Below are 24,890 nucleotides of genomic sequence, written 5' to 3'. Positions count from 1 at the left end.
GTTTTACTTCCTGTGCACGCCATGAAGGAAAGCAAGAATAGTAAACGAGTAAGTATCAATAGTCTTTTCATCAAAATGCCTTCCTGTTAATTGTTGAAATAATGTAGTGATTTCGAATCATTTGCTGGTAGAATCCCTTTTCAGTCCCGGTCTTACCCGTCTGCAAAAATAAATTGTATTGAAACATCAAACGATATGTGTCATATCCAAAGATAAGATAAAAGAATTGTCCTTGTGCATATCCCATAGTCCGGCCCCGGATGTCGGCATCCATCTCGTTGTTAGGAAGTGTGGCGTCAAAGGATTGCTTCCACCAGTCAAAATTTCTCCATCCGCCGGCATGGTAGAATTGATCCACATGTCCTAATTCATGATTCAGTGTAGCGTCAGAGCTTCCGCTCTTCATGTGGACTACACTGAAGGTCGTAACAGCTGCAGTATCTTTACTATCGATATGGTTTTCAAAAAAGCTATTTTCTAGAACCGTCGCCCCTCCCATGTTCTTAACGGAAGGCAAAGGATCCCCTAAGATTGGATTCATAAAAAGACTCGCTGAATAATCCAATCCAAAGGTCATATAGCCTAACGTCGCCTCTAACGGCTTGTGAAAGAAAGCCTTTGGATTTGTAGCAAGTCCATAAGCAACACCCAATACAGGTGAACTCGGCAATAACAGTAAGCCTAACGCACCCGCACCCACATTCTTGATCCCTGTCCCAAAATCGGACCATCTCTTCTTACTCACAAAGAACGCGTTCTTCAAAGTAGTGCTCGAACCGATATTAAATTTCAACATGCCCAGGCCGTTCTTTGAAAGCGCATCACCCAAGATCGAGTTCCCGCTCGGATCCCTGTATCTAACTGGATTCCCTTCCGTATACATGTAAAGATCCATCGACATCGGTCTCGTTGTATCGAACAAGCTATCCGCTTGCGTGAACCTTCCGATCAGAGGATCGTAATATCTCGCTTTGTAATAATAAAGTCCAGTCTCTCTGTCTTCTTCTTGTCCCGTGTATTTGTAGCGAAAGATGTCAGGACCCGCCGAATCGTTTCTCTGGATCTCACCATATGGCTTGTAAGAGATATGAGAAGTTCCGCCCATCTCTCCACCTGCGATTCTGTTTCCTTGACCGTCTGTTATCATCGTGATCGACCCTAAGTGATCCGGATGAAAAAAGATCATTCCCGAGACCGGAACACCTGATGCTCCGCCACCGCTTCCGCCAGGGCTGTAGGGTTGTGCGATGGATGGAGTTGTGGCCGGAATTGCCGGTGGGATGAGCCAAGGAGGATCTCCGGATCCTTCCGGCATGAGAACGGAGCAACTCGAAACGCTGAAAGACAGAAGCAACAACGGAGTCGTTAATCTAAGAAGAATGGAAAAGCGTTTTTCTTCTTTGGTTAAGAGGATATAACCGAAGCCTAACAATAGAATTACAGAATAGAGAACTATCTTTCCGTGCAAAGTAAAGAGTTTTACGAAAGCGTTCGCAGTCGCAATTTGAATGGAAGAAAGAATTTGTAACGTCTTTCCTTTTAAAAAAGAGATAAAACTTTTTTTGTTAAGCGAAGTCTTGTTTGATTCGCGCATTCCTTCTGCGAAAGTTTTCCGGGCCGAATCTCCTTTTGAATGGTCTGTTCCCCAATGGAACCAAGAAAGTAGATTCTCCTCATTTTTAGAATCTTGAAACGAAGTCTGAAGAGCCGCGTCTGTTCTCGACCATTGCGCAACCAAGTCACCGGAAAGACCTCGGAAATAAAGAGTATGTTGCGGTGATTGCCCTGGAGTCATTACGATTTCGTAAAGTCCTCCCAAGCTGATTGTCTTCGTTTGATCGCTCGATCTTGTCTTTCGAATCCTCGTTCCGGAGAAATCGTAGTCAAACGTCATCGTTTCCCCGTTTTGAGTATTCATCTTTTTTAATTTTTGAAACGAATTGTATTCCATACTCTCTCCGTTTCTTCCAATCATGTTGCCCGCAGAATCGTAAGAATAATCTACGATCTGATTGATCGCCGCGTTCACTACCCTTGTAACGGCCGTCTTGTGCAACGGATCATTGTAGCTGTAAGTCTGGGTTCCTTTTTTGAGAAGTTGCCCAGAATCGTTGTATTGATAGTCCTCGGTTCCGTATTTTCCGATCGCTTGTGTCATTCGGTTGAGAGAATCATACGTAAACGTCTGTGTACGACTCGGAACGACCTGGTCTTCGATCTTTGTAAAGTTCCCTCTGAGATCGTATTCGTAGGAAACGTTTTCGTAAACCTCGTTGTCTTTTTTGGTGACGATCCCTAGAGGTCTCTTCTTCGCCGGATCGAAAAGGATGGAAGTGCTGACTCCGTTTCCGAGGATTCTTTCGATTCTTACTCCGCTTGAATCAACAAGGGGTCCGTTGTATTGAACCAAAGGAAGATCGGAACCTTCTCCGTTTCCGGGAGTCAAAGTGATCCCCGAAAGATAACCGCTTTTAGAATAGAGATTTTTCGCAAGAGTTCCGTCAGGATATTTGACGCTTGCAATCTGATTCTGAAACGTATACGTCTTTTCGATAAGGAACGTCAGATCTTCTTCGCTTAATCTTTTTTTCAGAAGAGTCTGATTCCCCCTTTCGTCGTATCCGAATTCAGTGGTGCCTAACGCGTCCGTGACCTTAGTCAGCCTTCCTTTACCGTTGGGAACGTTAGGATCGTCGTATTCGTAAACCTGAGTTTCAGTTTCTCCGTTCGCGGCCGTTCCTCTAACTAAAGTCACACGACCCAAAGAATCATACTGAAACTCCACGGTCGAACCATTTCCATATCTTTGTTCGATTAGATTTCCGACTGCGTCGTAAACATACTGCACGGTCCCAGTGTTCGGATTTTTTATCTGAGTCTGTCTTCCGATAAAATCGGTATCGATCGTAGTAATTCCGTTGTCCGGATCCGTAATCTTCGAAATCTTTCCGTTTGTCTTGTATTGATACTTTGTTGATTTACCTTCGATAACCTTTTCTAAAAGTTCTCCCTTATCGTTTCCGTAGGAGACGACAGTGGAAACCAGATTTCCGTTTTGCGACATTCTCTGCGTGGAATCGAAACCGTTCACTTCCAACTCGACTACAGCTCCGTCGCTTCCGATAACCTTTTTCTTTTTCCCTTCGGAATCGTATTCGAACTCGTTCCAGGAAAACGGTGCCTGACCTTGCACGTAAGGCGAAATCGCTTTGATCAATTTTCCTTCCGAGTCGTAAAGGGATTCCTCCACGAGGACAGCTGCATCGACGAGACTGCTTTCCTTTCTCGTGGATTGACCTCTGGAATTAAAATACTGAATCGTCCAGGATTCTTCTCCGGCCTCTCTTCGAATCGTTGTCTTTATCGTCTGATCCGTAGGATGTCCCGTATTGTCGTATTCGATCTGCTCGAAAGGATCGCTCATTCCGGCTGGAATCGATTCAAGCGCTCTTCCGAATTTGTCGAAGTGAGTTTCGGAACGATTTCCGTTGATGTCCACGGACGCAATCTCTAATCCTCTCGTAAAATCGTATTCTTTCGTCGTAGTATAACCCAGTGCGTTCGTAATTCTTATTGGAAATTTGTGAACTACGTTATCGATTTCAATCTGTATGATATTCCCTCTCGGGTCTTGGATTCGAATCGGATTTCCGTAAGAATCGTATTGGAGAATCGACTGGACCGCCCACTGCGAAGCTCCGGTATACGTTTTCTCTTGATTTAAGAATATTCCGGAATACGAATATTCTTTTTGGGACATGAGTTCGCCGTCCTTGTAGGATTCCAGACGAATCGGTTTTCCGATAACCCAAGAAGCCGTGTCGTTGTCATACACGGTTCTTTCTTCTAAGACACAACTTCCGATATCGGTCGTCTTGCTCAAAACGTTTCCGTACGAATCATAACTCAGAGAAACGTTAGTCGTTCTTAGAAGAGATCCGTTTTGATAATCGACTTGGGAGCTTCCCAACTGACGGACTCGAATCGTTCCGTCTCCCAGAACGGTTCTCGCAACGTTAGTTGTCGTTTCGGAAAGAATAATTCCGTTCTTGTATGTCGCCGCGTAGTTCGCGATTCCAGCGAGTTCTAAAGCGCTATCTCCGTATTGAGAAATGGTAGAAACGTTTCGTATCAAATCGGTCTGAACGATTTCGGAATATCCCAAAGAGCCGATATTTCGAAGACCGTTCCAAAAAAGTTTCGGAAATCTGTATTGATACGTAGTCGATTCGTCTACTTGGGTTCCCGCTTTCTCTACAACCTTCGAAACCACAAAATCGGGATTCACTTGTGGAAGGACGTTCGGCTTGGCAGAATTATACGAGGTCGGAGTCACCTTTTGTTTGGCTACGTCATACGAAATCTCCGTTCTTCTTCCGAAGGCGCCGTCGACTGAAGAAAGAAGTCCGTTCGGAACCGCAGGTTGAAATCGAATGAGATTCGGCTTGGAAAACGTGTGAAAGGGAACGTTACGATAGAGAACGGTTCCGATCAAAGGAATGTTGCTCGGAATCGGGACCGCCATCCCAAGAGCGCTTGCCTGCAAACCTACGAGTTCGCTTCTTCCGTCCCCGTTCAGATCCGCAGTTTGCAAAAACGCTTCCGCGGAATATTCCATATCGCTGTTAGCGGAAAAGGTCGGAACTCCGCTCGCACTCGGTTGGCTAAAAGAGATTCGGACGACTCCGTTATGAAATCGGATAAAGTCCGCTCTTCCGTCCCCGTTGATATCCGCAAATTCCTTTCGATTCAACCAATTGGAATAAGCGATCGCAGACATTCCGGCTAACGCATTCATGTCTGCAGGAGGAGGAGTCATCGCCGCAGGATTTACGTCGACGGAATAAAAGGAATCGGTCGGCCCAAACCAAACGTGCATTTGCTGTTGCCAGAAAAAAGTTCCCGCTCTTACTTTGTCGTCCTCTCCGTCGAAGTTGATATCAAGGACCGTATCGCTGGACCAGTTAACGTTGAAAGGAGGAAGATAAGAATCCGTCGACGGTTTGTAAATTTCGATTTGATAGTAGTCTCCGAAATAGTAGACACGATCGGGAGCTCCGTCGTTGTTAATGTCATAGAGCGCATAACCGCTCGAAGACGGAAGACTCATGTTCTGCAAGTCTTGGCTCGCGACTGTTTCGTTTAGAAAGGTGCTGCTTCCGCCTCCGGATTCAGAATGGAATCTTCTTCCGTCCGAAAGACGGACGTTTAGATATCCGTTGTCCGAACCCGCCGCGGAAAAATAAGAAAAATCTAATAAACCGTCCCCGTTCACGTCCGAAAAGAACTGATCTCCCATCTTTCCGAAATTTCCTTCGTTCAACTCGTTCGTTTCGATTTCCTGCAGAGAACTCCCATTCGAATCAAAAAAAGTAACGAGAAGTCTTTGGTTTGAAATTCCGTCGATTCGGACAAAATCGGGAACTCCGTTCTGGTCCAAATCCACAAACTGCTGAAAGTTGGATCCGAAATCTGAAATCGTAAGCTTTTGGGCGAAGTTAAAAGCCGACCCGTTGGAAAGATACACATCCAGACGGAGCTGGTCGTCGGCTTGAATAAAATCCGCTCTTCCGTCTCCGTTCACATCGACCACGTAGTGGCGATTTCTGGAATCACTTGCAAGATTTGGAATATTTGCGAACGCGGACGGAACGGATACCGAATTAAAGTTCGGACCGAAAAAGATACGGACCGGCTGGGCGTTTCTTTCTAGGACGACAAAATCCATTCTGCCGTCTCCGTTCACGTCGCCCGGAAGAATTTTTCCGTTCGCGTTCAGATCTATCCTGTCGCCTAACGTGTCGTTGCTTACGGAAAGATTAGAAGTGGATGCTTCCCAAGAACTCATATCCAACTTTGAAAAATATTGACCGTTGCGATCTCCCAACACCCGGACAAACTCAGGAACCCCGTCTCCCGAAACGTCGACCGCGGAAGTAAATGAATTTTCAATTCCGTTCTGGCAAACGTCTCCGAGACTTTCTACGCTGGAGCGACAGACTTCTCCCGCTAGACCGAAGGAGGCGGCCATACAAGCCGCGCTGGAAGAACAAAGACAGACTAACGCGCCGAAATCACAGTCCCTTTGTTTGGAAGAATCGAAAGCTCGATAGGTGAGTTGGAAATTTGTACTCGATGCGGAATAGCTCGTAGCAGACGGCGCAGAGTTCGTGTATGAAAAGGTAAGAGGTTTGAAATTCTCTCTCTCGATCGTTTTGAGGAGCAATTCCCCGCCAATAATATCGTAGGAAAAATTATACGTCGCGGTCTCCTTCTCGGTTCCGCTTTGATCTTTTGCAAACACACGAATGGCGGAAAGTTGAGTTCTACGTTCACCGCCCTTGGAAAATTTAAAAATTTTAAAGAAGGAACTCCCTCGGCTTTCATACTCGAAGACGATTCTTGCGTTCCCGTGAATATAACTCACTTCTTTTAGAGCAAAATCGGGAAGACTGCTCGAATCAAAATAACTAACGTTATATCCGTTTCCGTTGAGGTCGCGAACTTGATCAACGGCCCAGGCCAAATCGTTTCCGGAAGAATCGGTAATCTTTGAAAAGGAATTTTGAATCGAACCAAAGGAAGTTTCAAGACCTGTCTTCTCTCGCACCGTCCAGCCGTTGGAATTTTTTGAGACCTTTTGAAAGGTCTCCGTTTTGGATTTGAAAACTCCCGCGCCGAAACTTCTCAATTCGCCGGTAAGGTCGCTCACAAATTGATCGGAAGCAACATTATGAATACCGAATGAAGGATTCTTACTAACCTTCGGAAAACCGGATAAACTCCATCCTTTGCCTAAGAATCCGGAATCAGGGTTTCCCGATTGATAACTGAGCGAGATCGAAGGAACCAAATCCCCCGCACCCGGAGGAACCTCGACCGGAATCGAAAAGGAAGCCTTTCCCGTATGATCCACGTTGATATCGGGGAGAGGCAGTGGGATCGAACTTTCTTCATTTGAAATTAACGAAGAAAAAAAAGATGCAATCGAACTAAGGCTAAGCCATTGGATCAAAAAGAAAGAGGTAAAAATCAAAAGAATTATCGACGACGTTTTTTTATTTTTCATTCCGGAGACTTGATCCTAAAATTCTATCCGACAATGACAAATAACGGACATGCCCGCCTAAAAAAGCAAAATATTTTTCCACTAAAAGCCAATTTATAAATTTTTGAATTATAAATAACGTTATACTAAAGAATGAACGACAACTCTTTGGAATTTGTTCCTGAAATAATTTATTGTACTAAGGGTAACGTTCTTGAAACAAATTCTTTATTTCATTTACAAAAATGATGCACTTCCGACTTGCTGATCGAAGGAAAAATTGGCAAAGTCACAGTGAAAATTTTTAGAAACGTTATTGTCTCTTTAATATTGTTAGCAACTCCCCTATTCTCTTCCGAACTTCTTCTCAAATCAGGCGATGCGTTCCTCGTGGATGAAATCAATGAAAGCGCGGATAGCGTTAGTCTCCGTTGGAAAGGAAGATTGTATAGAATTCCAAAGTCCGAGGTTCAAAGAATTGATTACGCAAGAAAAGGACCGGAGTCTTCGTTTCAATATTCAGAGTTTCAACTCACCGATGGAAGTTCCGTTCGCGGAATTATCGTAGAAAGAAAAAAAGACAAGATTACTTTTAAAACCGAATTAGGCTTCGTTGAAATTGAGAAAGCGAAGATTCAAAATTCAAATTCCAAATCATTAGAATCTGATAACGAAACTCCGGACTTACCCGAGAAATATCTTTCCGGTCGATCAGGAGAAAATCAGCTCTTTGTGGGTGGAAGTTTTTTTGTTCAAGCCAACCACGGATCTTGGTTTCACACAAATCCCGCAACCGGCGGAGCAGGACTCTTTTTAGAAAAAGGATTCTTAAATCGTCCTCTTTGGTTTTTTGGATTTCTTTCGGAATACTCAACCTCTCCATCCACAACGCAAGGTTCTGTGAGTCTTTGGAACCAATCCTTCTATCTCGGAAAACAATTCGGCTCTTCCGCCCCCTACTTTCTCTTTGGCGGAGGTGTTACTGCGATCCAGTGGAAGAGCGATTCCAGATCCGTAAACGGAACCGATCCGGAATTGTTAAGCGAAGTGGGCTGGGCCTGGGATTTAAACAACGGATCCCGACTGAGGCTGGGAATCCGTTCTCAATGCACGATAGAATCCGGTGATTCTCTTTGTAGGACCGGTCTCAGAATTTCATGGGGTCTTCTTTTATGATACGTTTTAACACCGAATATGCGACTTGGGTCCGGACTTCTGATTCAGGAATGTTGCCGGCAACGACGATGCGCAAAAAAAAGATGCTACTCTTCTCGGATTTTACAAAAAACACATTTGAAAAAATTCAAAAATTAATATATTCTAATATATTTTTATTTTCTGTATTTTTCGCGATCGATTGTCAAAACTCCCCGCTCTCGAATATCCACGATTCGGAAACAGCAAAGGTCACGCTTGCCCTTGTTACACAATTAGGGCCAAGATCGGCGACAATCTCTTGGGAATGTTCTTCTTCCCAACCTGGATCCGTTGTTTACGGACGAGGTGGAATTGAATCGGCGAGTATTAGTTTAGAAAATGCAAAGATTCATTCTATGACTCTTCAAAACTTAGAATCGAACACCGATTATATCGCTTCGGTCTTTTGTTCTTCGGATATTAGCAATCTTCAAGGGGTTCCGATTGCGTTTAAAACTTGGGTAAGTGATTTTCCAAATAGAACTCGTGGTCTTTGGGTCGTGGGTGGAATTGGAGCCGATGCAAATCCTGTTTCGCAGATTGATTTCTATGATCCGGTAACTTCCACTTGGTTTCCTTCGGCGACTTCAATCCCAACTCCTCGCGCTTTTGCAAACGTAGTTTCTCACAAAAATAAAATCTATGTGATCGGCGGTTTGGAAAAACAAGCCGGTGCGTATGTGGCTTCCAAAAAAACCGAAGTCTACGATCCTTATACGGATCAGTGGAAAACGTTAGCCGACATGCCCACCGCAAACCAGGGCGGAGTTGTCGCCTCAGTCGGAGAAGAAATCTTTATCATTGCAGGAACAACGACGACCGACATGACGACGGGAACGGTTTTAAATACAGTTTCCAGATTCTTTCCCGGAATCGGATCAAGCGGCGCTTGGCAAAGTTATGTGTCACTCACCGCAATCTTCGCGAGAATCGATATGGCCGGTTGCGGACTCAACGGCTCGATCCTCTTCACAGGGGGCAGATTCAACGCAGATGGTTCGGCTCAAGTCACTTCGGACGGATACGTTCCTTCGGTAAACTCAACAACGAGTGCGGGAGAACCTTCGATCAACCTCGCAAGACATGGCTCCGGTTCGGCCTGTGTAAAACCTTTGAACTCGGATTTGTTTCCAACGGATCCGGAATGGTTTGCGGTGATCGGTGGATCCACAGGAACGAGCACCTTACAACCCGTAGGTTCCATCACTCCTTCCAACAGAACCGACTTTTCACAGATCGGCTCCGGAGCCTTTACGATCGGACCGATTCTTCCCGCTTCGGTTTATTTTCCAGGAACCCAAGCCTCGTACGAAACAAGAAAGTTATTCGTCCTCGGCGGTGCGAGTGCTTTGAATATTCCAACGGATACTGTTTACTCCATCGGTCTTCAAAATCCGATCGCGAGTACATGGACGACGGAAACTCAGAAAATGCCGAGAGCACGCTATGCTCACAAAGTCATTCGAATCGACAGGTAACTTTTATGAAATCGATAATGCTCGTCATTCTATCTTCCATACTCTTCTTAATTCTTTCCTTTGGCTTGTCTTCCAAAGAAAACGTGATGGCAGGAAGTCACGAAGACGGGGAACGCCTCCTCGAAGAAAGTCAATACTCGAAAGCCGAAAGTCTCGCGATCTCACTTCTTACAAACAATCCTTCCGATCCGAAAGCTGAGTTTATCTTAACGCGAGCTTGGATCGGAATCGCAAGAGAAGAAAAGAAACGCGGGAATTACGATCGAGCAAAGCAGTTCTTTCAAAAAGCATATTTAAAATGGCCTCTCAACCAAGAATTGAAATCGGAAATTGAAAACCTCCGAAAAATGCCGAGTCAGAGAAGTTTTGGGCAAGCGAGCTTCGGAAAAAGCTCGGGTTCGAATACCGTAATTCTTTTGGACTCCGAGATTTACAGATCCGTGCAGGATATTAAAGAAGAATTGAACTCGATTCTTTTACAGACAAAATCTTATCGCGAACAGAACGAAATACTGTCTTCGAAGGAAACGTTTTATCAGACAGTGATCGTTGTTCTTGGTCTTTTCTCTTCGATGAATTTGATCTTCACGTTTTTACTGTGGAGAAGGAAATAAGTTTTTTCTTCAAGAACTTTGATTTTCATTTCGATTTTGCCGCTGTGTTTCATTCGCTCAAAGTTTGGATTGAGCAATCAGCAAGAATAACGTTTTTACGGTTTCGCATAAATTAGGATTTTAAACGAGTCAAAGTTTGAAGGAATTCATTTTTAGAATCGTTGAGCAACAGCCTTGCTAATGTATTTTCGAGTTAATTCAAATTGACAATTAGGATGTATTCCTCTGACTTCAGCTTTAATTTTATGCACAACCGCAACGGATTCCGCATAATCAATATCATCCATTTTGAAATGAATATCGACCATTTTGATCGGAAAATGCGATAGAGCCCTAATGTTCACTTTTTTATTACCGTCTATTAAAATTGATTCCAGTTTTTTAGAGCCTTTCAAGAATTCGAAATCCGAAAGAGGATATAAAAGCTCCTTTAATCCCGACATTTTCGATAAATGACGCAACCCGTCCTCATTCAAAGCTTCAGATTCCGATTCAAATTTCGATAGAGACAAATCCTTTAAAAATTCTAAATTATCGAGTTCCATATTTGAAAATGATAATTCTTTTAGTTTTCTCATTTTGGAAAGATCGCTTAAGTCCCCAAGGTCGCAAGAACTGAGTGAAAGTTTTTTTATGTTCGATAGCGAAGATAGCTCGAGAGCAGAAAGGCCGCTAATCTTGAATAGATCAAGGTCGATGAGTTTCGGCAATCCATTCAGTAGATCGATTTTTGAAACATGCATGTTACAAATATGAATCCTTTTTAGTTGCTTACATTCAACCAGTAGTCGGAGATCTTCTTGATTCAATGAGGAGCTATTCAGACATATTGATCTAAGAGATTCTAATTTTGATATGTATTTTTTATTCGCGAGTTTTGGACAAAGTAAATGAAGTTCTTTTAAATTCTTCAGAAACTTAAGCGGCTCTAAATCCACTTCTTCTACGATATCGTTGGTTAAATTTAACCAGCTATCACATTTGCCAAATTTTTCTTTGTCGAGAACTCCCGACTGGAAACAGTTTTTGAAAGCCTCTTCCCAAAATATTTTTGTTTGCATGCAATCTCCTGCATATCGGCTGAAATCAAGATGAATTCTTTTATCTTATAAATTCAGTCGATACTATCAGTGCCTTTTACGAATTTTTAAAGCGCGATTTCCTAAAACGAAATCAAAACAAGTCGACTGAATTTAAAAGATGATTCGCACCAACTCTTGCTCGTTGTAACAAATCTTACATCGAAAACTGTCTCGTTTTTCCTAACGTGTCCCATATTTTTCCCAGATTTAAAATGGATAAATAGAGCTTCTTTCAGAATGAGTTTGTAGGGGCAAATTCAAAAATAAGAATCAAAAACGAAAGTGAAATCGTGCGAAGGTTGTCGCAGTGTTACTAAATGGAAACTCAGTGATTATGTTTGCCGCCGGAGTCTTCGACGAATTTTATAAATTCGATGAGAACTAAAATATCTGTTGATTTTGAGGAATTTAAAGAGTTACAAATTTCAAAGTTCACGGCTTGACGCTTTTCAAGCATTACCTGAAATTCTAATTGCGCGGAACTTTAAGGACACTATCACAATTGGGCGTTGTGCGAAATGTAAGAAAGGAATAACTACAATATATCCACGGTCAAGTAGGTTAGATCGTCAGGAATTTTAGAGGAGGAAAAAGATCTCACTGTCGCCAAAATTTCTTCGTTTAGATTTCTAGGATTTCTAAAAAAATTATTCTTCAGAACTTCCAGAAGTCGTCTTTCTCCGAAAATTTCCCTCTGCGGACTGAGCGCTTCCGTCACGCCGTCCGTATAAAAGAAAAATCGATCTCCGGTTTTGAGAGCGACCGTATAAGTTTCCGGTTCGATCGTCTTTAGCATCCCGAGAATCATTCCCCTTCCTTTTAGAAACTCCGGCTCGACGGGATCTTCCCGGATCAAAACGGGCGGAGGATGTCCCGCGACCGAATATCTAAATTCTTCTTTTTCAAGATCATACAAACATACGAAGGCGGAAATAAAATTCTTCTCCAAAACCTGAAACATCCTGTTGTTCAATTCGGAAAGAATTCGGGAAGGCTCCTCCATCTTTCGGCTCAGCTCCAAAAAGGAAACCTTGAGCATGGAAGAAACCAAAGCGGACGCAACCCCGTGTCCCAAAACGTCGCAGAGAATAAACATTATCTTTTTCTCATTTAGAATATGATAATCTAGAAAATCTCCTCCTACCTGATCCACGGGAATATAAACCGAGTTCACGGACAAACGATGGATTCTCCCGTCGAGCTGAGGGATCAACCTTGTCTGAAGATTGGCCGCCATTCCCAATTCTTCGTGAAGAATTCGGTTCTGCTTTTTTAATTCCTCCGTCCTCTGATCGACCTTAGCCTCCAGAGTGGTATTCAATTTTTTGAGTTCCGAGTGAGCTCTCGCGTTTTGATACGAAATGCTCACTGCGCCCGAAATGAGAAGTGCGAAAAATCCGTACTGGGATAAGAACATATTCTTACCCGAAACGTTGTCTAAAACGACGTCCACGATCGCAAAGATTGCGAGAAGTCCCACTCCTCCCACCATAATCAGGGCTTCCATGACCTTCTTTCGAAGTTCGGAATAAAAGATCGGAACGAGAAGTAAGAACATGGAAAACAAAATTCCTTCCCAAGCGTAAACGAGCAAAACTCTCTGCGTCCCGTCGAGTTCCAAAAGATGAAGCGCTCCGATCACAAGACTCGACTTCATAACGAGTTTCGCCGCAGCGCCCGTTTTTTTCCGGAACAACGCATACAAAAAATATAATATACAAGTCGGAAAAACCGTCTGAGCCAAAAAGAAGGATCTGGATAAAACTCCGAAAGGAATGTCTATGTAGTGCATCTTATGAAGGAGCGGCAATCTCCAAAATACGAAAAGAGAGGCGGATAACGCGAGAAAGATACTCGCTCTCGAATATCGATTGAGAGAATATGAAATCGACTGTTGTAAGAAAACGCCTAAGAATAAAACGATCAGCACGAGTTGAAGGGCGTCTTCCTGTATGAGAGCATCCTTGAGTTCGTCAAAGTCGCCTAACTTGGGAATACTTCTGAAAATTCCGCAGTGAAAACCGAGTTCTTGGCATTCTATCTCGATTCGAATCGTATTCTTCTTTCCTCTTTCGATCGATTCCAGGGGGATCTTATACAAACGACTTCGAAACCAAGCCGGAGAATACGGATCCATCTCGCCGGTCTTGCCGATCAATTTATCGTTGAAATAAACTTTATCCGCGGACTGAATTCTATCTAAAAAAATTCCTTGAGATCCGGAAGGAGCCGTCTGCGGATACTCGACCGAGATCGTATAATAACCTTTGATCGGAATCTCCAAACCCTGGCTCGTCAACCCGACTCCGGGAAGAATGATCCGATAACTTTTTCCGTCCGCGTTATAGTATTCCCATCCTTCGCTCAATAGCTGAACCTTCTCGGGATCGATAGGCTCCGAATAAACGGCGGAGGTAAGTAGACATAATAGAAATAATCCGAATGAAATCGGTTTCATACAAAATAAGGGGGTCAAACTAACTCTGCGTACGCGTCTGTAAAGTTAAATTTGAATTGGAAATAAAAGAATGAAGAAAGGCTACGCGGAAGCGATCGTGGATTCGAAGTTTCGTTTTTTATTTTGCGAAGGAATGAAATCTAACGCGGAATCGGGAATCTCGCCGGCGGCTTGGAACAAAAGATCGCGCGTATAATGCGAAAACATTTGTTCGGTAAGAATTCTTCGATAACTCCGAGCTCCTTTTTCGGCGTGAAACAAACCGAGAAGATGTCTTAGAACGAAATGAGGTTTTGAGTTTGGTTCGCCTAACACATAACGGTCGAGGTAATCCTGCATCCGAATCAGGATTTCCCTTCTGCTCGGCGGCAAAGAATTCTCCCCGAAAAAACGGGAATCGATCTCCGAAAAAAAATACGGAGTTTCATACGCGGCTCTTCCGATCATCACTCCGTCGTTCTTCTTCAATCGTTCTTCGATCTCGTCGTAGGTCCGAATCCCTCCGTTGATTTCGACGACGAGATCCGGAAACGTTTGTTTGATCCTCTCCACGTCCGCATAACGCAAGGGAGGAATCTGCCGATTCTGCGCGGGTGAAAGACCGCCTAAGATTGCGATTCTTGCATGGATGATAAAACGTCTTACGCCCGCGTCCTTTACGACTTCGATAAATCGACAAAGATCCTCGAAACTTTCTTTTCCCGGGATTCCGATTCTACACTTAACGGTTATCGGAATCGATACGGACGAGTCCATCGCAGCGACGAGTTCCGCGACTTTCTCCGGTGTTTCCATAAGACAAGCGCCGAAGTTTCCTTCTCTCACACGATCGCTCGGACAACCTACATTCAGATTGACCTCAGAATATCCGTAGTCTTCACTGATCTTGGAACATTCCGCAAGAGCCTTCGGTTGATCTCCGCCCAATTGAATCGCAAGAGGCAATTCTTCCGGATTGTATGATAAGAATCGTTTCCGATCTCCGTGAAGAATCGCACCCGTATGAATCATCTCCGTATAAAGAAACGTATGTTTGGAAATCAATCTGAGAAGATAACGAAAATGACGATCGGTCCAGTCCATCATAGGAGCCAGAGAAACGGGATATCTTTTTGGAATTTTAGAGCCGATCTCGATCATACAACTTCTTACCAGAATTTTTTTTCTAAGGTCTTCGGTCAAGGATCCTCTATCGCCGACTCGGCGAGGAATCGTTCGGGAACGAAAAAAGGATGAAACTTTCGGATGAGAATTTCGGACTTCGCGCCGTGCTCGGATTTTTTTCAAAGAAAAATCCATTCTTATTTGTTTGTGTCTTTCTCTCTTTCCATTCTTCCTGCAGAACCTTGGAATCTTTTTTTGAAACGATCGTATTAACCGGCGGCGTGGATTCTACAAAACTCTCGTTTTCCACGCACTATAGTCCTTTGGAAAACGTGGTTCGTTCGAACGCCGGAAGCAAAGAACCCGCGACGTCCGATAGAACCGTAAACCAGGATCCGTTCAAATCGGTTCCTTTTTATACGATCGGATCGATACCAAGAAGAATTCCGGGAACGCCCTTTGAAGGATATTTGAAATATCTAAACTACATGGCTTACGGATTGACCCTTACCGCGCCGAGAACCTTTCGAGGAAATCTTCTCAATTTTCCCGACGACGGAAGAGCGGCGACAAACGGATACGAACTCGCGGCTTACGGACTCTTTCCTCTCCCCGATCCTTTCGGAAGAAAGTCCGAATATCTCTATTCGGATTATCAGGCTTACGCGACGATCTATCTCGCCTTTTTAGAATTTCAAAATTGGAATTTCGGAGCCGGGTTCAACGTGGGTTTCAGCGTATACGACTTCGACGTATTGGAAAGAAACGTGAGAGTCTCATCGACGAGAAATCGAGTGAGGATGGTGACCGGAATCAAATTGTTATACGAATACAATATCGGAAGATTTTTGGAGGATTCCATCTTCTACAACACTTATCTTTACTTCGAAGTCTCCACGCTTTCCTCCGCGCACGATCCGATCAAGCAGACGATCCCGACTTCGATGGGAGGAACCGTACCCGATCTTTATCTTACGATGGACACATATCGAATCGGAGTCAGAAAAGAAATTCAGTTGTCTCGTCCATTGCAGGAGGAATCCTTGAGAAGAGACAGCGGCCCGACGAGAGAATCCACTCCGCCGAAACAAACCGAGCCGCTTCCACCTAGAATTTGATGTTGTCTTGGAAAGAAAATCTAACGCCGGTCTCGGAACAATTCGGAGACATCTATTTTTCACCGGAAAACGGATTGGAAGAAACAAAACACGTTTTTATCGAAGGAAACGATCTCATACGAAGATGGGAGGACCCGAATCTTCAAAAATCTTTCTCTATCTTAGAATTGGGATTCGGCACCGGACTCAACTTTTTAACGACTTGGAAAGAATATTCCAAACACGCGGATCGTTTTCGACTTCATTACGTTTCCATTGAAAAGTTTCCGTTGAACAAAGAGGAAATCTCAAAAGCGCTTTCGGTATTTCCGGAATTGAATTCGATCCGAGAAGAATTTCTGAATTCTTATCAAGACCTGATTCCGGGAATGAACTATTTCAAATTTCTAAACGGAAAGATTCATCTTACGCTTTTTATAGGAGACGCGGCGGACGCGTTATCCGAAATCTCGGGGAAAATGGACGCGATCTTTTTGGACGGATTCGCTCCGTCCAAAAATCCGGACATGTGGGAACAATCGATTCTCATCCGCCTAAAACGCGTTTGCAAACCTGGAACCACGTTTGCCACGTTCACGGTCGCGAGAATGGTAAGAGATTCATTGACTTCCTGCGGATTCTCTCTCGAAAAACGTCCCGGCTTCGGAAGAAAAAGGGAAATGCTCGCGGGAACATATCCGCAAAACAAAGAAAAGGCGGAAGAATTCATCCCGAAGGAAAAACCCTGGTGCAGGCGTCCCGATTCAGAACCGGAAACAAAAACCGCGACGATCATCGGAGCGGGAATCGCCGGTTCCTCTTTGGCTTATTCCTTATCCAAACGCGGGGTCCGAGTCGTTCTGATCGATCCTTCCGGAATCGCAAACGAAGCCTCCGGAATTCCGGGAGCGATCTCCCATCCTCACATAACGAAAAATCCGACTCCGACAAGCCTCTTCACGTTACGCGCCTTTCGATACGCGCTGCACTTTCTTTCATTCTTTGCTGACAAAAAAGAATTCAGAGCGTCCGGTCTTTTTCACGGAATCACCGCAGAGATGAGTTCCGAAAGATTCAGAAAAGGTCTGGAGAATCACGGACTTTCCGAAATGATCGCAACTTGGAAAGAATCCGCTCCAAATTCCGAAAACAAAACCGAACTGGAAAAAGAAACGGGCGACGGAATTTTTTTCCCGAAAGGATTTTGGACCCATCCGAATTCCATTTCGAAAAGAATGGTCGATTCTTCTTCGATCGAATTCGTTCGCCGAAAAGCCGTTTCGGTCCAACCGGACGGATCGCGCTGGAAAACGGTTCTTTCCGATTCGAACGAAGAAATACATTCCGATTCTATTATATTCTGTAATTCTCATAGAATCGAGGACTTACTCCGTTCTTATCTGGGCGAGGAATTCCTGCCCGTCAAAAAAGTAAGAGGACAATTGCTCGTCCTAGGAGAGAACGAAAATTCTTCCCGATTCTCGAGCATCCTCTGCGCGGAACACTATCTCACTCCTTCCATCGAAGGAAAACATGTCCTCGGTTCCACCTTCGACGAATTCGATCTCGATCCCGAAACGAGAAAAAAGGATACGAAGGAACTTTTAGAATACGTTCAAAACAAATACCCGAGTATAAAATGGAACGAAGAATCGGTTCTTTCCGAAATTGTCGGATTCCGCGCGCAGACTCCGGATCGTTTTCCCGTAATCGGCCCGGTCGTTTCTCCGCGAGAGTTTACAAAAATTTACAAAGGAATCGATCTCCCGCGGAATCGAAACAAAACCTACCCCGCATTAAAAACGATTCCGGGACTTTTTGTTTTCGGGGCGTTAGGTTCCCGTGGAATTATAAGTTCTTTTTTGGGTGCAGAGATTTTAGCGTCTTTGATACTGGATGAACCCGCACCCGTCGAATCTTCACTAATGGAATCCTTACATCCCGTTCGATTCTTATATCGTAAGATTCGAAGTCTGGATTGATTCCTTTGTTCTTTGTTTCGACAAAGAACTGGCTTATCTCGAAGGCGAAAAAGTAAGCCGGAAAATCGGATCTCCGATTCGATTCCTCGCGGATCAGAATAGATAAGAACCTGCCCCAAAAATGGGGACAGAACCTTGCAGCTTGATCTTTCTGATAGAGTAAAATAAGGTTTTAGGACAGGCTGTAAGTAAATCGATAGACACGGTTCCAAATCCATAGAAAGAAATTTACAAAAAACGGATTCCATGAACTCAGAAACAGACAAGAAGTTTAAAGATTTAGAATCAGCCCTCCGCGAAGTCTGGGGCCTTCCCCGTTTTCGAAAAGGACAAAAGGAAGCGATCGAGTCCGTCTTAGACGGAAACGATACGTTAGTCATCCTTCCCACCGGCGGAGGAAAATCCCTCATCTATCAGCTTCCGTCCATTTTGGAAGAAAGCTCCCTTACTCTCGTCATCTCGCCTCTGATCGCTCTTATGAAAGACCAAGTGGACTCTCTCAAAGCGAAGGGAATCACGGCGGAATACTGCAATTCCACTCAGGACGATCTCGAGCAGTTGAGAATTCTAAGCCGCGCCGCAACCGGTAAAATCCAAATTCTTTATCTGTCTCCCGAAAAAGCGCTGAGTCGTCAGGTGCTCGAAATTCTTCCCAAACTTCCCTTGAAAAGAATCGCCGTGGACGAAGCCCATTGTGTTTCCCAGTGGGGTCACGACTTTCGACCGGAATACAGAAAACTCTACGAACTCCGGGATAAATTTCCGAAAAAAATTCCGATCATCGCGTTAACCGCCACTGCGACGCAAAGAGTGATCAAGGACATTTCGGATTCTCTGGGACTCAAAGATCCTTCGCTTATCAAGGGAAGTTTTTACAGGGAAAACCTAAACTTTTCGGTTCTTTTCCCGCAGAACGAAACGTTTCGAGAAACTCAACTTCTGAAGATCCTGATCAAAGGCAATTTTCAAAAATCGACCTCCGGAAGAGCCATCATCTACTGCGCGACCAGACAAAAAGTGGAATCGGTTTACGATTTTCTAAAGAAGAACGGATTCAAAGTCGGAAAGTATCACGCAGGAAGAACCGATTCAAGCAGAGAAAAAGCACAGGACGGTTATTCAACCGGAAAAACGAACGTCCTTGTTGCGACTAATGCGTTCGGAATGGGTTTGGACAGCCCGGACGTAAGAATGGTGATTCACTATCAAACCCCGGCGTCCCTGGAAAGTTATTATCAAGAGGCGGGAAGAGCCGGAAGGGACGGAAAGAATTCGGATTGTATTCTGTTTTATCATCCGTCCGATTTGGTTACCCAAAGTTTCATCATCGGAAAGGAATCCAATCGCAAAGGAGGAGAAACTCTTCTTTCCTACGTAAAAGAATACGCGATCTCCAATCTTTGCAGACAACGGACGCTTTGTTCTTATTTCGGCGAAGAAATTTCCGAATGCAAAACCTGCGACATCTGTTTGGAGAAAGAATCCGAGGCGGAACTTTCATCCTCGGGAAGAGAAGAATTTCTCAAAAGAGAAGAAGATAAAAAACAAAAGAAAGAACAAAAAGAAAAATACGATTTCTCCGATGAAGAATTGAAAACGATCGAAGACTTGCTCGAACTCATTCCCGGAAAATTCGGAAAAAGAATGATCGCCGGAGTTCTCAGAGGATCGCGCTCGAACGAAATTCTTAGAAAAAAACTGGATCGAACTCCGATGTACGGAACGTTACGCTCCGTTCCCGAAGAAGCCGTCTTAAGAATCCTAGACGAATGGATCTCAGAAAAAAAAGTCAAAATCGTCGGAGACAAATATCCCAAGCTCATCCTATCATCCACCGTGATCGTAAGAACTCCGCGTAAGAAAAAAGAGGAAGACCCGAATACCGAACGCAAAACTCTTCCCGCAAAAAACGTGATCCAAGAACTCAAGAATTTTCGAGACAGAGAAGCGCGAAGAAGGAAGTGGAAAAAGTTTATGGTTCTTCAAAATCCGGTGATCGCGGAAATCGCAAAGGCCATGCCCGAAACTCCGGAAGACCTGTCCCTCATCAAAGGAATGGGTTCCGCCAAAGTCGAAAAATTCGGAAACGACATTTTAAGAATATTAGAAAAATGGAAATGACCGACTTCGCCCCTCCTCAATAAAGCTCGTATGAGCATAACCCTCCGCTAAAGATAAATTGCCTTGTTTTTGGTAAGCCGCGTTCCTTCAACTTCAATCATCGCTATACATTGCAGAGTTATAATTTGATTCGATTTTCGAATAAAATCGATCCGCAATTTCTTTCTTATTTTTAGCAAAAACTGTCTCGGTCCGCTCCGACTTTCTCTATATTTCATTCGTGATTTCATTGGAGGTTTTACGCGATGAAACAGAATAGAAATAAAACGGAACGGAACTTGTGGCAAGTAGCTGCATTCGCAATAGCAGTTCTGTTCTCGGTAACAAGTTGCAAAAAAGAAAAGAACGATAACATGAATTTACTGTTGGCAGCCGCCATATTAAGCGGACCGAACGGAACGGCAACGTTTAACTTTTCGAATACAAACGGATTGCTCGCGGCAAGGACTCAGGATTCATCCCACTTTTCTCTTCTTCCTGACTCAATCGGACAAACTTCCGGACTTCTAACGGATTTAGCCGGCGAAGATCCACAAGCCTACGGAGACGGGGCCGCGGACGGATTCAATGACAAGTTTTTGACTCCCGAAGCTGCCGGGATTCAAGTTTGTCAAATCGTTGCTTATAAATCCGTATCTAAGGGTGGGCCGGCAAAAGGGACCGAAACATTAGCAAACGCTAATTTTCTTTCCTTTAAATCCGAAGCCCCTGCATCGCCCTTTGGGGATTTGGGACCCTGCGCTGCTTTCTCTACGATGGGGATCACAAACCTAAACGGGACAGTGAAAGCCAGTTTGCCAATTCGACAAATTCCGGAAGGTGAGAAATCCGATTATGATCGAATTGGACTCGTTATCAGAGCGTTTTCGTATTATTTTAAACCAAGTGATGTACCGGAAAATTCTTATCGTTACGTGGATCTCATTCTAAATAAACCCATCACACCGAATGTTCCGGGAATGGAAGGATTTGTGATGGCGGAAAGGGGCGACGTTTCACCTGACATATTCTCTCCCGACTCACCACAATCTTTTTTGACATCCCCGAGTTTTATCTTTCCGGATTTGTTGTCTGGAAGCGAAGGGAGAAACAGCTTCTCTTTCTCAGAATCTTTCATCGATGCTTCCAGCGGATCGTTCTTAAGAATACCGGGAAGTCAGGGAGACCAAGTATTCGGAAACAATCTGAATTCTCCTCTGCCTCCTGGAATTTCTTATACGAGTAATTCACAGAAATTAAAGTTCAAAATTCCGACTTCCGCCTCTTCTTTAGGAGCAAACGAGCCTTATATTCTGGTCGTGGATTTAGATTCAACCAAAGGCAAGAACGGAAACCTTGTCTTTAACGTCTCCGTCGATAAGACGCTCTTCTGGGATTCCACAGCGGGGGATAACGTTTTTTCTCCCCAATTGGATGCAGCGGATAGACCGAACGCAACAAGCGGAATCGACAACCTGACCAATACAGCAAGAAGAAATTTGATCTTTCACTTACCGACGATCTTAAGTGAGACGAAATAAAGTAATTTCGAAAGAATTATATTCAGGAGAATATTTTTTCTTAAAGTGAAACACGGAAAGGAGCCTCGCGCTCCTTTCCTTACTTGAAGAGAACAGTCTCATTCTTAATAATGTCGACTTCAATTTTACGAATGATAAGGCGATCCTAAACCCTACTGCGGGAGAGGAGATCGTTTTCTGGTTTTCAAATGATAAAACGGTGTGCAGAAAAATAATTTTGACTCGATCAAACAATGTCTCTTTTGTGACCTTACAAATGCGAGTCCTTCATTGAGTGTGAAGGAATGAGAGCCATGCAAAGAAATTTAAGATTGAAACGTAGAATTGCATATTCGCCATTTAATTCTTTTTATTTTCGTCTGTCTTATTATCGATGTATTTTTGCGTTCTTATTTTCAAAGGATTAAAATGAAGTTAAATCAAGATCACGATTTTTCTTTGTTTTACCAAAATTACAAAGAGGCGATATACAAGGTCATTCGATATCTATCGGCGGATCCGAACGAAGTGGAGGACATTGCGCAAGAGGTATTCATCAATCTATACAGAGCCTTTTCGAATTTTTCGGAAGAGAAAGGAAGTTTTTACACTTGGGCCGCGGCAATAGCGAAAAATACGTATTTCTCATATCGTAAAAATCGCAAAAAGGAATTTGCCCTTGAAGAAAATGCTTCAATGGAAGCGCTTCTTGTGAAAGATGATTTTATTCAGGAACTGGAAAATAGAATCGTAGAGGAAGAATTGAGGGAGATCATCTCTTCGTTGCCTGAACCGGAAAAAAGTATCATCCTATTAAAAGAATTCAACAATTACACTTTGGAGAAAACCTCGCAAGCGTTGAATATATCTTCCAGAACCGTCAGTAGAAAATTATTAAAAGCCTTGGATCTGCTCCGAGAAGAATTAGAAAGAAGAAAAGTGGCTTTGTAAAGATGGAAAGAAACGATCTAATAGAAGAATTCGAAGATTTAATGTCTTTAGCCCTTTTCGGCGAAATCACCGAGGAGCAGAAAGAACGATTGAATCAAATCGTCGATCAAGACCCGTCCTTGCAAGAGCGATACGAAAACTATATCAAAATGCAAGAAGGCCTAAGACTTCATAAAACCGCGCTTTCACATTCCGAAAATCAAAACTTGTTTCCGTCTCGCGTATCCTTCACGGAAAAAATATTTAAGAATAGAATTCTTCTATTGGCCGCAATCGTTCCGTTGATCGTTTCCATTTCTTTTGTCTTTCGATCTTGGATATTTCCGAAAACGGATTCGGTCGCAATTCAAACGTTCGGCGCTTGCAATTCTCAATCCATCCGTGCGACGGAACGGATTCAACTGGATCAGAATTCCTTTTGTGACGTTGAAATTGTAAGAGCACAAGGTTCGATTCGTTTTAAAATTTTTCCGAACTCGGAAGTAAGAATTCTGCGTCTCCCGAGATCCGGCGATTCGGAAGAATCCCTGTCCTTATATTTTGCAAAAGGAAAACTTTTGTTAAACGAAACGGTTCGTTCCACCGGCAAAACAAAACTCTATTCGAACGGAACTCAGATCGAATTGCTCGGTACCAAAGTTCTGGTCGAAGATTTAGAAAAAGGAAGAAGTGTCAAAGTGTGGGACGGCGCGGTCGCGGTTCGTTCCGGGATTAGATATCTTCTTCCATTCTTGCTAAACCCTTCCGAAAACGAAATCGGAATCTTCGAAAAAGATAACGAAGAATTATTAAGCGACATCCAAGAAATAAAACTTTCTAATTCTTCTTTGGAAACAAAATCCATCGATCTTTCCGAGGAATCTAAAACCCTTTTCGTTTCAAAGGACGATCCTAAGACAATAAACAGGGAAAAGCTCCGAGACGAACTGAGACGGATCCGAAACGTCCTTTCGCTCGCTCTCAAAGAAAACAAAACAAAACCTTTGAGCGTTCAAGACCTTGAAAATCTGGAAAAAATCATACAAAGCTCCGGAGGCGACGAACTTCCGGACTTGAAAGAGAAAATCGAGCAACCGATTCAAACCCAAAAGAACGTTAAGCGCCTTGTGGTCGAAGAAAAAGAAGAGCCGCAAAAACAGGAACCCGTCCGCTTGGGAAACAAGACGATCAAGTTGAAAGACGGATCCGAATTAAAAGGAAATCTTATCCAATATGAAAACGAATACGTTCTGGAAGCGGAAGGTAAAAAAAGAATCATCAAAGCCGAAGACGTGGAATCCATTTCCTTTTAAATCGAAAGGTTTCATGAGAAATTTTTTCTTCGTACATCGAATCCGAATTCTTCTTTGGATTCTTTTTTTCTTTTTGATTACGATTCCAAAATTGATATTCGGGAATTCGGTGGTTTTAAAGGACGGTTCGGTTTTAAAAAACGTAAAAACCACTTTAAGAGAAGATCATGTATTGATCGAAGATAAATTCGGCAAGGTTGAAAAAATAGATCTTCAACTCGTGGAAAAAATTCTGGTTTCGGAAATTAAAAAAGAGGAAATTCAAAATCCGAAGGATTTCAAAAAATTCTATCTTTCACTGCTCGGTTCGCAATGGAATTCTCGAATTTCCGAGCCTATGGATCTCAACCGTCATTATACTCTAACTGATTTCGTTACGACCACCCTCTATATCGATCCTTATTTGGAAAAAAAATATTCAGTAACGGTTCAATCCGTCGCTTTACAGGGAGAATACCGCCGCAACCCGAACTTTGCGTTTGCCCTTGCTTTGGAGCATAACAACTTTTCATTTCCGACGACGGGGGTTTCGGCGCTTACGGCGATTGCGACTAACGCGAGTTTGAATCAATCGCCCGAATACCAGACCTTAGCCGGTCTGTCGACATTGACTCAAATTTTCGGCTCAAACTCGAGCGAATACAAAGGAAGTCGAGCTTCCAGTTCGGCGTTCACGATTTCGACGTTTTCACTTTTACCGAGCGTTAAGTATTTGATTCCAATCTCGGATTCTATCGTTTGGTTTGCGCAGGCGGGCGCAGGGGTCGGAAGAAGCTACAATAGCGGAATTTATTCGCGACAATTGATTTACGGAACCGCCTTGGTCGGAACGGGTCTTCAAGCGGAATTCGATTCTTATTTTTTCAATCTTACGGTTCAATACAGAAAGACGATCTTAAACGGGTCCGTAAATACCTATCAATTCGGCGAACCTATGATTCTTTTCGGAATCGGAATCAAAATTTAG

14 protein-coding genes are annotated in these 24,890 nt (G+C 43.5%); 10 read left to right on the top strand and 4 right to left on the bottom strand.

Annotated elements, in window-relative coordinates; all coding sequences use genetic code 11:
- Nucleotides 1-70: 70 nt before the first annotated feature.
- Nucleotides 71-6,916 carry an RHS repeat-associated core domain-containing protein gene (locus tag CH376_RS10370; RefSeq protein WP_165781730.1) on the bottom strand — a complete coding sequence of 2,282 codons (6,846 nt, stop codon included), beginning with the start codon at nt 6,914-6,916 and terminating at the stop codon, nt 71-73.
- Nucleotides 6,917-7,342: 426 nt separating this feature from the next.
- Here CH376_RS10370 and CH376_RS10365 point away from each other — a divergent pair, with 426 nt between their 5' ends.
- The 3 genes from CH376_RS10365 to CH376_RS10355 all read left to right on the top strand — a co-directional run bounded on the left by CH376_RS10365 (nt 7,343) and on the right by CH376_RS10355 (nt 10,337).
- Complete coding sequence (locus tag CH376_RS10365; protein WP_100785262.1) at nt 7,343-8,224, top strand: LA_3334 family protein; 882 nt, start codon at nt 7,343-7,345, stop codon at nt 8,222-8,224.
- Between the two features lie 83 nt (nt 8,225-8,307).
- Nucleotides 8,308-9,723: a Kelch repeat-containing protein gene (locus tag CH376_RS10360; protein ID WP_420843544.1), complete on the top strand. Its 1,416-nt coding sequence runs from the start codon at nt 8,308-8,310 to the stop codon at nt 9,721-9,723.
- 5 nt (nt 9,724-9,728) lie between these two features.
- The gene (locus CH376_RS10355) at nt 9,729-10,337 is read left to right on the top strand and encodes a Tom20 family protein (protein WP_100785233.1); all 609 of its coding nucleotides are present in this window, start codon (nt 9,729-9,731) and stop codon (nt 10,335-10,337) included.
- A gap of 152 nt (nt 10,338-10,489) precedes the next feature.
- On the opposite strand, the gene CH376_RS10350 is transcribed toward CH376_RS10355, so the two are convergent.
- The 3 genes from CH376_RS10350 to dusA form a co-directional block, all read right to left on the bottom strand.
- A complete protein-coding gene (locus tag CH376_RS10350) occupies nt 10,490-11,398 on the bottom strand; it encodes a leucine-rich repeat domain-containing protein (RefSeq protein ID WP_100785232.1) in 909 nt (302 codons plus the stop codon).
- A 556-nt stretch (nt 11,399-11,954) separates the two neighbouring features.
- Nucleotides 11,955-13,895, bottom strand: coding sequence for a PP2C family protein-serine/threonine phosphatase (locus CH376_RS10345; RefSeq protein WP_100785231.1), 1,941 nt, complete (start codon nt 13,893-13,895; stop codon nt 11,955-11,957).
- A 63-nt stretch (nt 13,896-13,958) separates the two neighbouring features.
- The gene (dusA, locus tag CH376_RS10340) at nt 13,959-15,017 is read right to left on the bottom strand and encodes a tRNA dihydrouridine(20/20a) synthase DusA (protein WP_100785261.1); all 1,059 of its coding nucleotides are present in this window, start codon (nt 15,015-15,017) and stop codon (nt 13,959-13,961) included.
- A 92-nt stretch (nt 15,018-15,109) separates the two neighbouring features.
- Between dusA and CH376_RS10335 the strand changes: the two genes are divergently transcribed.
- The 7 genes from CH376_RS10335 to CH376_RS10300 all read left to right on the top strand — a co-directional run bounded on the left by CH376_RS10335 (nt 15,110) and on the right by CH376_RS10300 (nt 24,890).
- Nucleotides 15,110-16,099 carry an LIC10647 family lipoprotein gene (locus CH376_RS10335; protein ID WP_100785230.1) on the top strand — a complete coding sequence of 330 codons (990 nt, stop codon included), beginning with the start codon at nt 15,110-15,112 and terminating at the stop codon, nt 16,097-16,099.
- Nucleotides 16,099-18,060, top strand: a complete 1,962-nt coding sequence (gene mnmC / locus CH376_RS10330; RefSeq protein WP_100785229.1) for a bifunctional tRNA (5-methylaminomethyl-2-thiouridine)(34)-methyltransferase MnmC2/FAD-dependent 5-carboxymethylaminomethyl-2-thiouridine(34) oxidoreductase MnmC1 — start codon at nt 16,099-16,101, stop codon at nt 18,058-18,060. The genes CH376_RS10335 and mnmC overlap by 1 nt, the downstream gene beginning before the upstream one ends.
- A gap of 246 nt (nt 18,061-18,306) precedes the next feature.
- Nucleotides 18,307-20,181 carry a RecQ family ATP-dependent DNA helicase gene (locus CH376_RS10325; protein WP_100785228.1) on the top strand — a complete coding sequence of 625 codons (1,875 nt, stop codon included), beginning with the start codon at nt 18,307-18,309 and terminating at the stop codon, nt 20,179-20,181.
- 245 nt (nt 20,182-20,426) lie between these two features.
- Nucleotides 20,427-21,701, top strand: a complete 1,275-nt coding sequence (gene srpA, locus CH376_RS10320) for a sigma factor sigX-regulated lipoprotein SrpA (RefSeq protein ID WP_100785227.1) — start codon at nt 20,427-20,429, stop codon at nt 21,699-21,701.
- Between the two features lie 408 nt (nt 21,702-22,109).
- Complete coding sequence (locus CH376_RS10310) at nt 22,110-22,631, top strand: RNA polymerase sigma factor (protein WP_100785260.1); 522 nt, start codon at nt 22,110-22,112, stop codon at nt 22,629-22,631.
- A 2-nt stretch (nt 22,632-22,633) separates the two neighbouring features.
- A complete protein-coding gene (locus CH376_RS10305; RefSeq protein WP_100785225.1) occupies nt 22,634-23,923 on the top strand; it encodes a FecR family protein in 1,290 nt (429 codons plus the stop codon).
- A gap of 13 nt (nt 23,924-23,936) precedes the next feature.
- On the top strand, nt 23,937-24,890 hold the full coding sequence (locus tag CH376_RS10300) for a hypothetical protein (protein WP_100785224.1): 954 nt from the start codon (nt 23,937-23,939) through the stop codon (nt 24,888-24,890).

The sequence above is a fragment of the Leptospira adleri genome (assembly GCF_002811985.1).
In the GTDB taxonomy this organism is placed as follows: domain Bacteria; phylum Spirochaetota; class Leptospiria; order Leptospirales; family Leptospiraceae; genus Leptospira; species Leptospira adleri.
The sequence above is the reverse complement of the archived record's forward strand: the minus strand, read 5'-3'. Positions and strand labels throughout refer to the sequence as shown.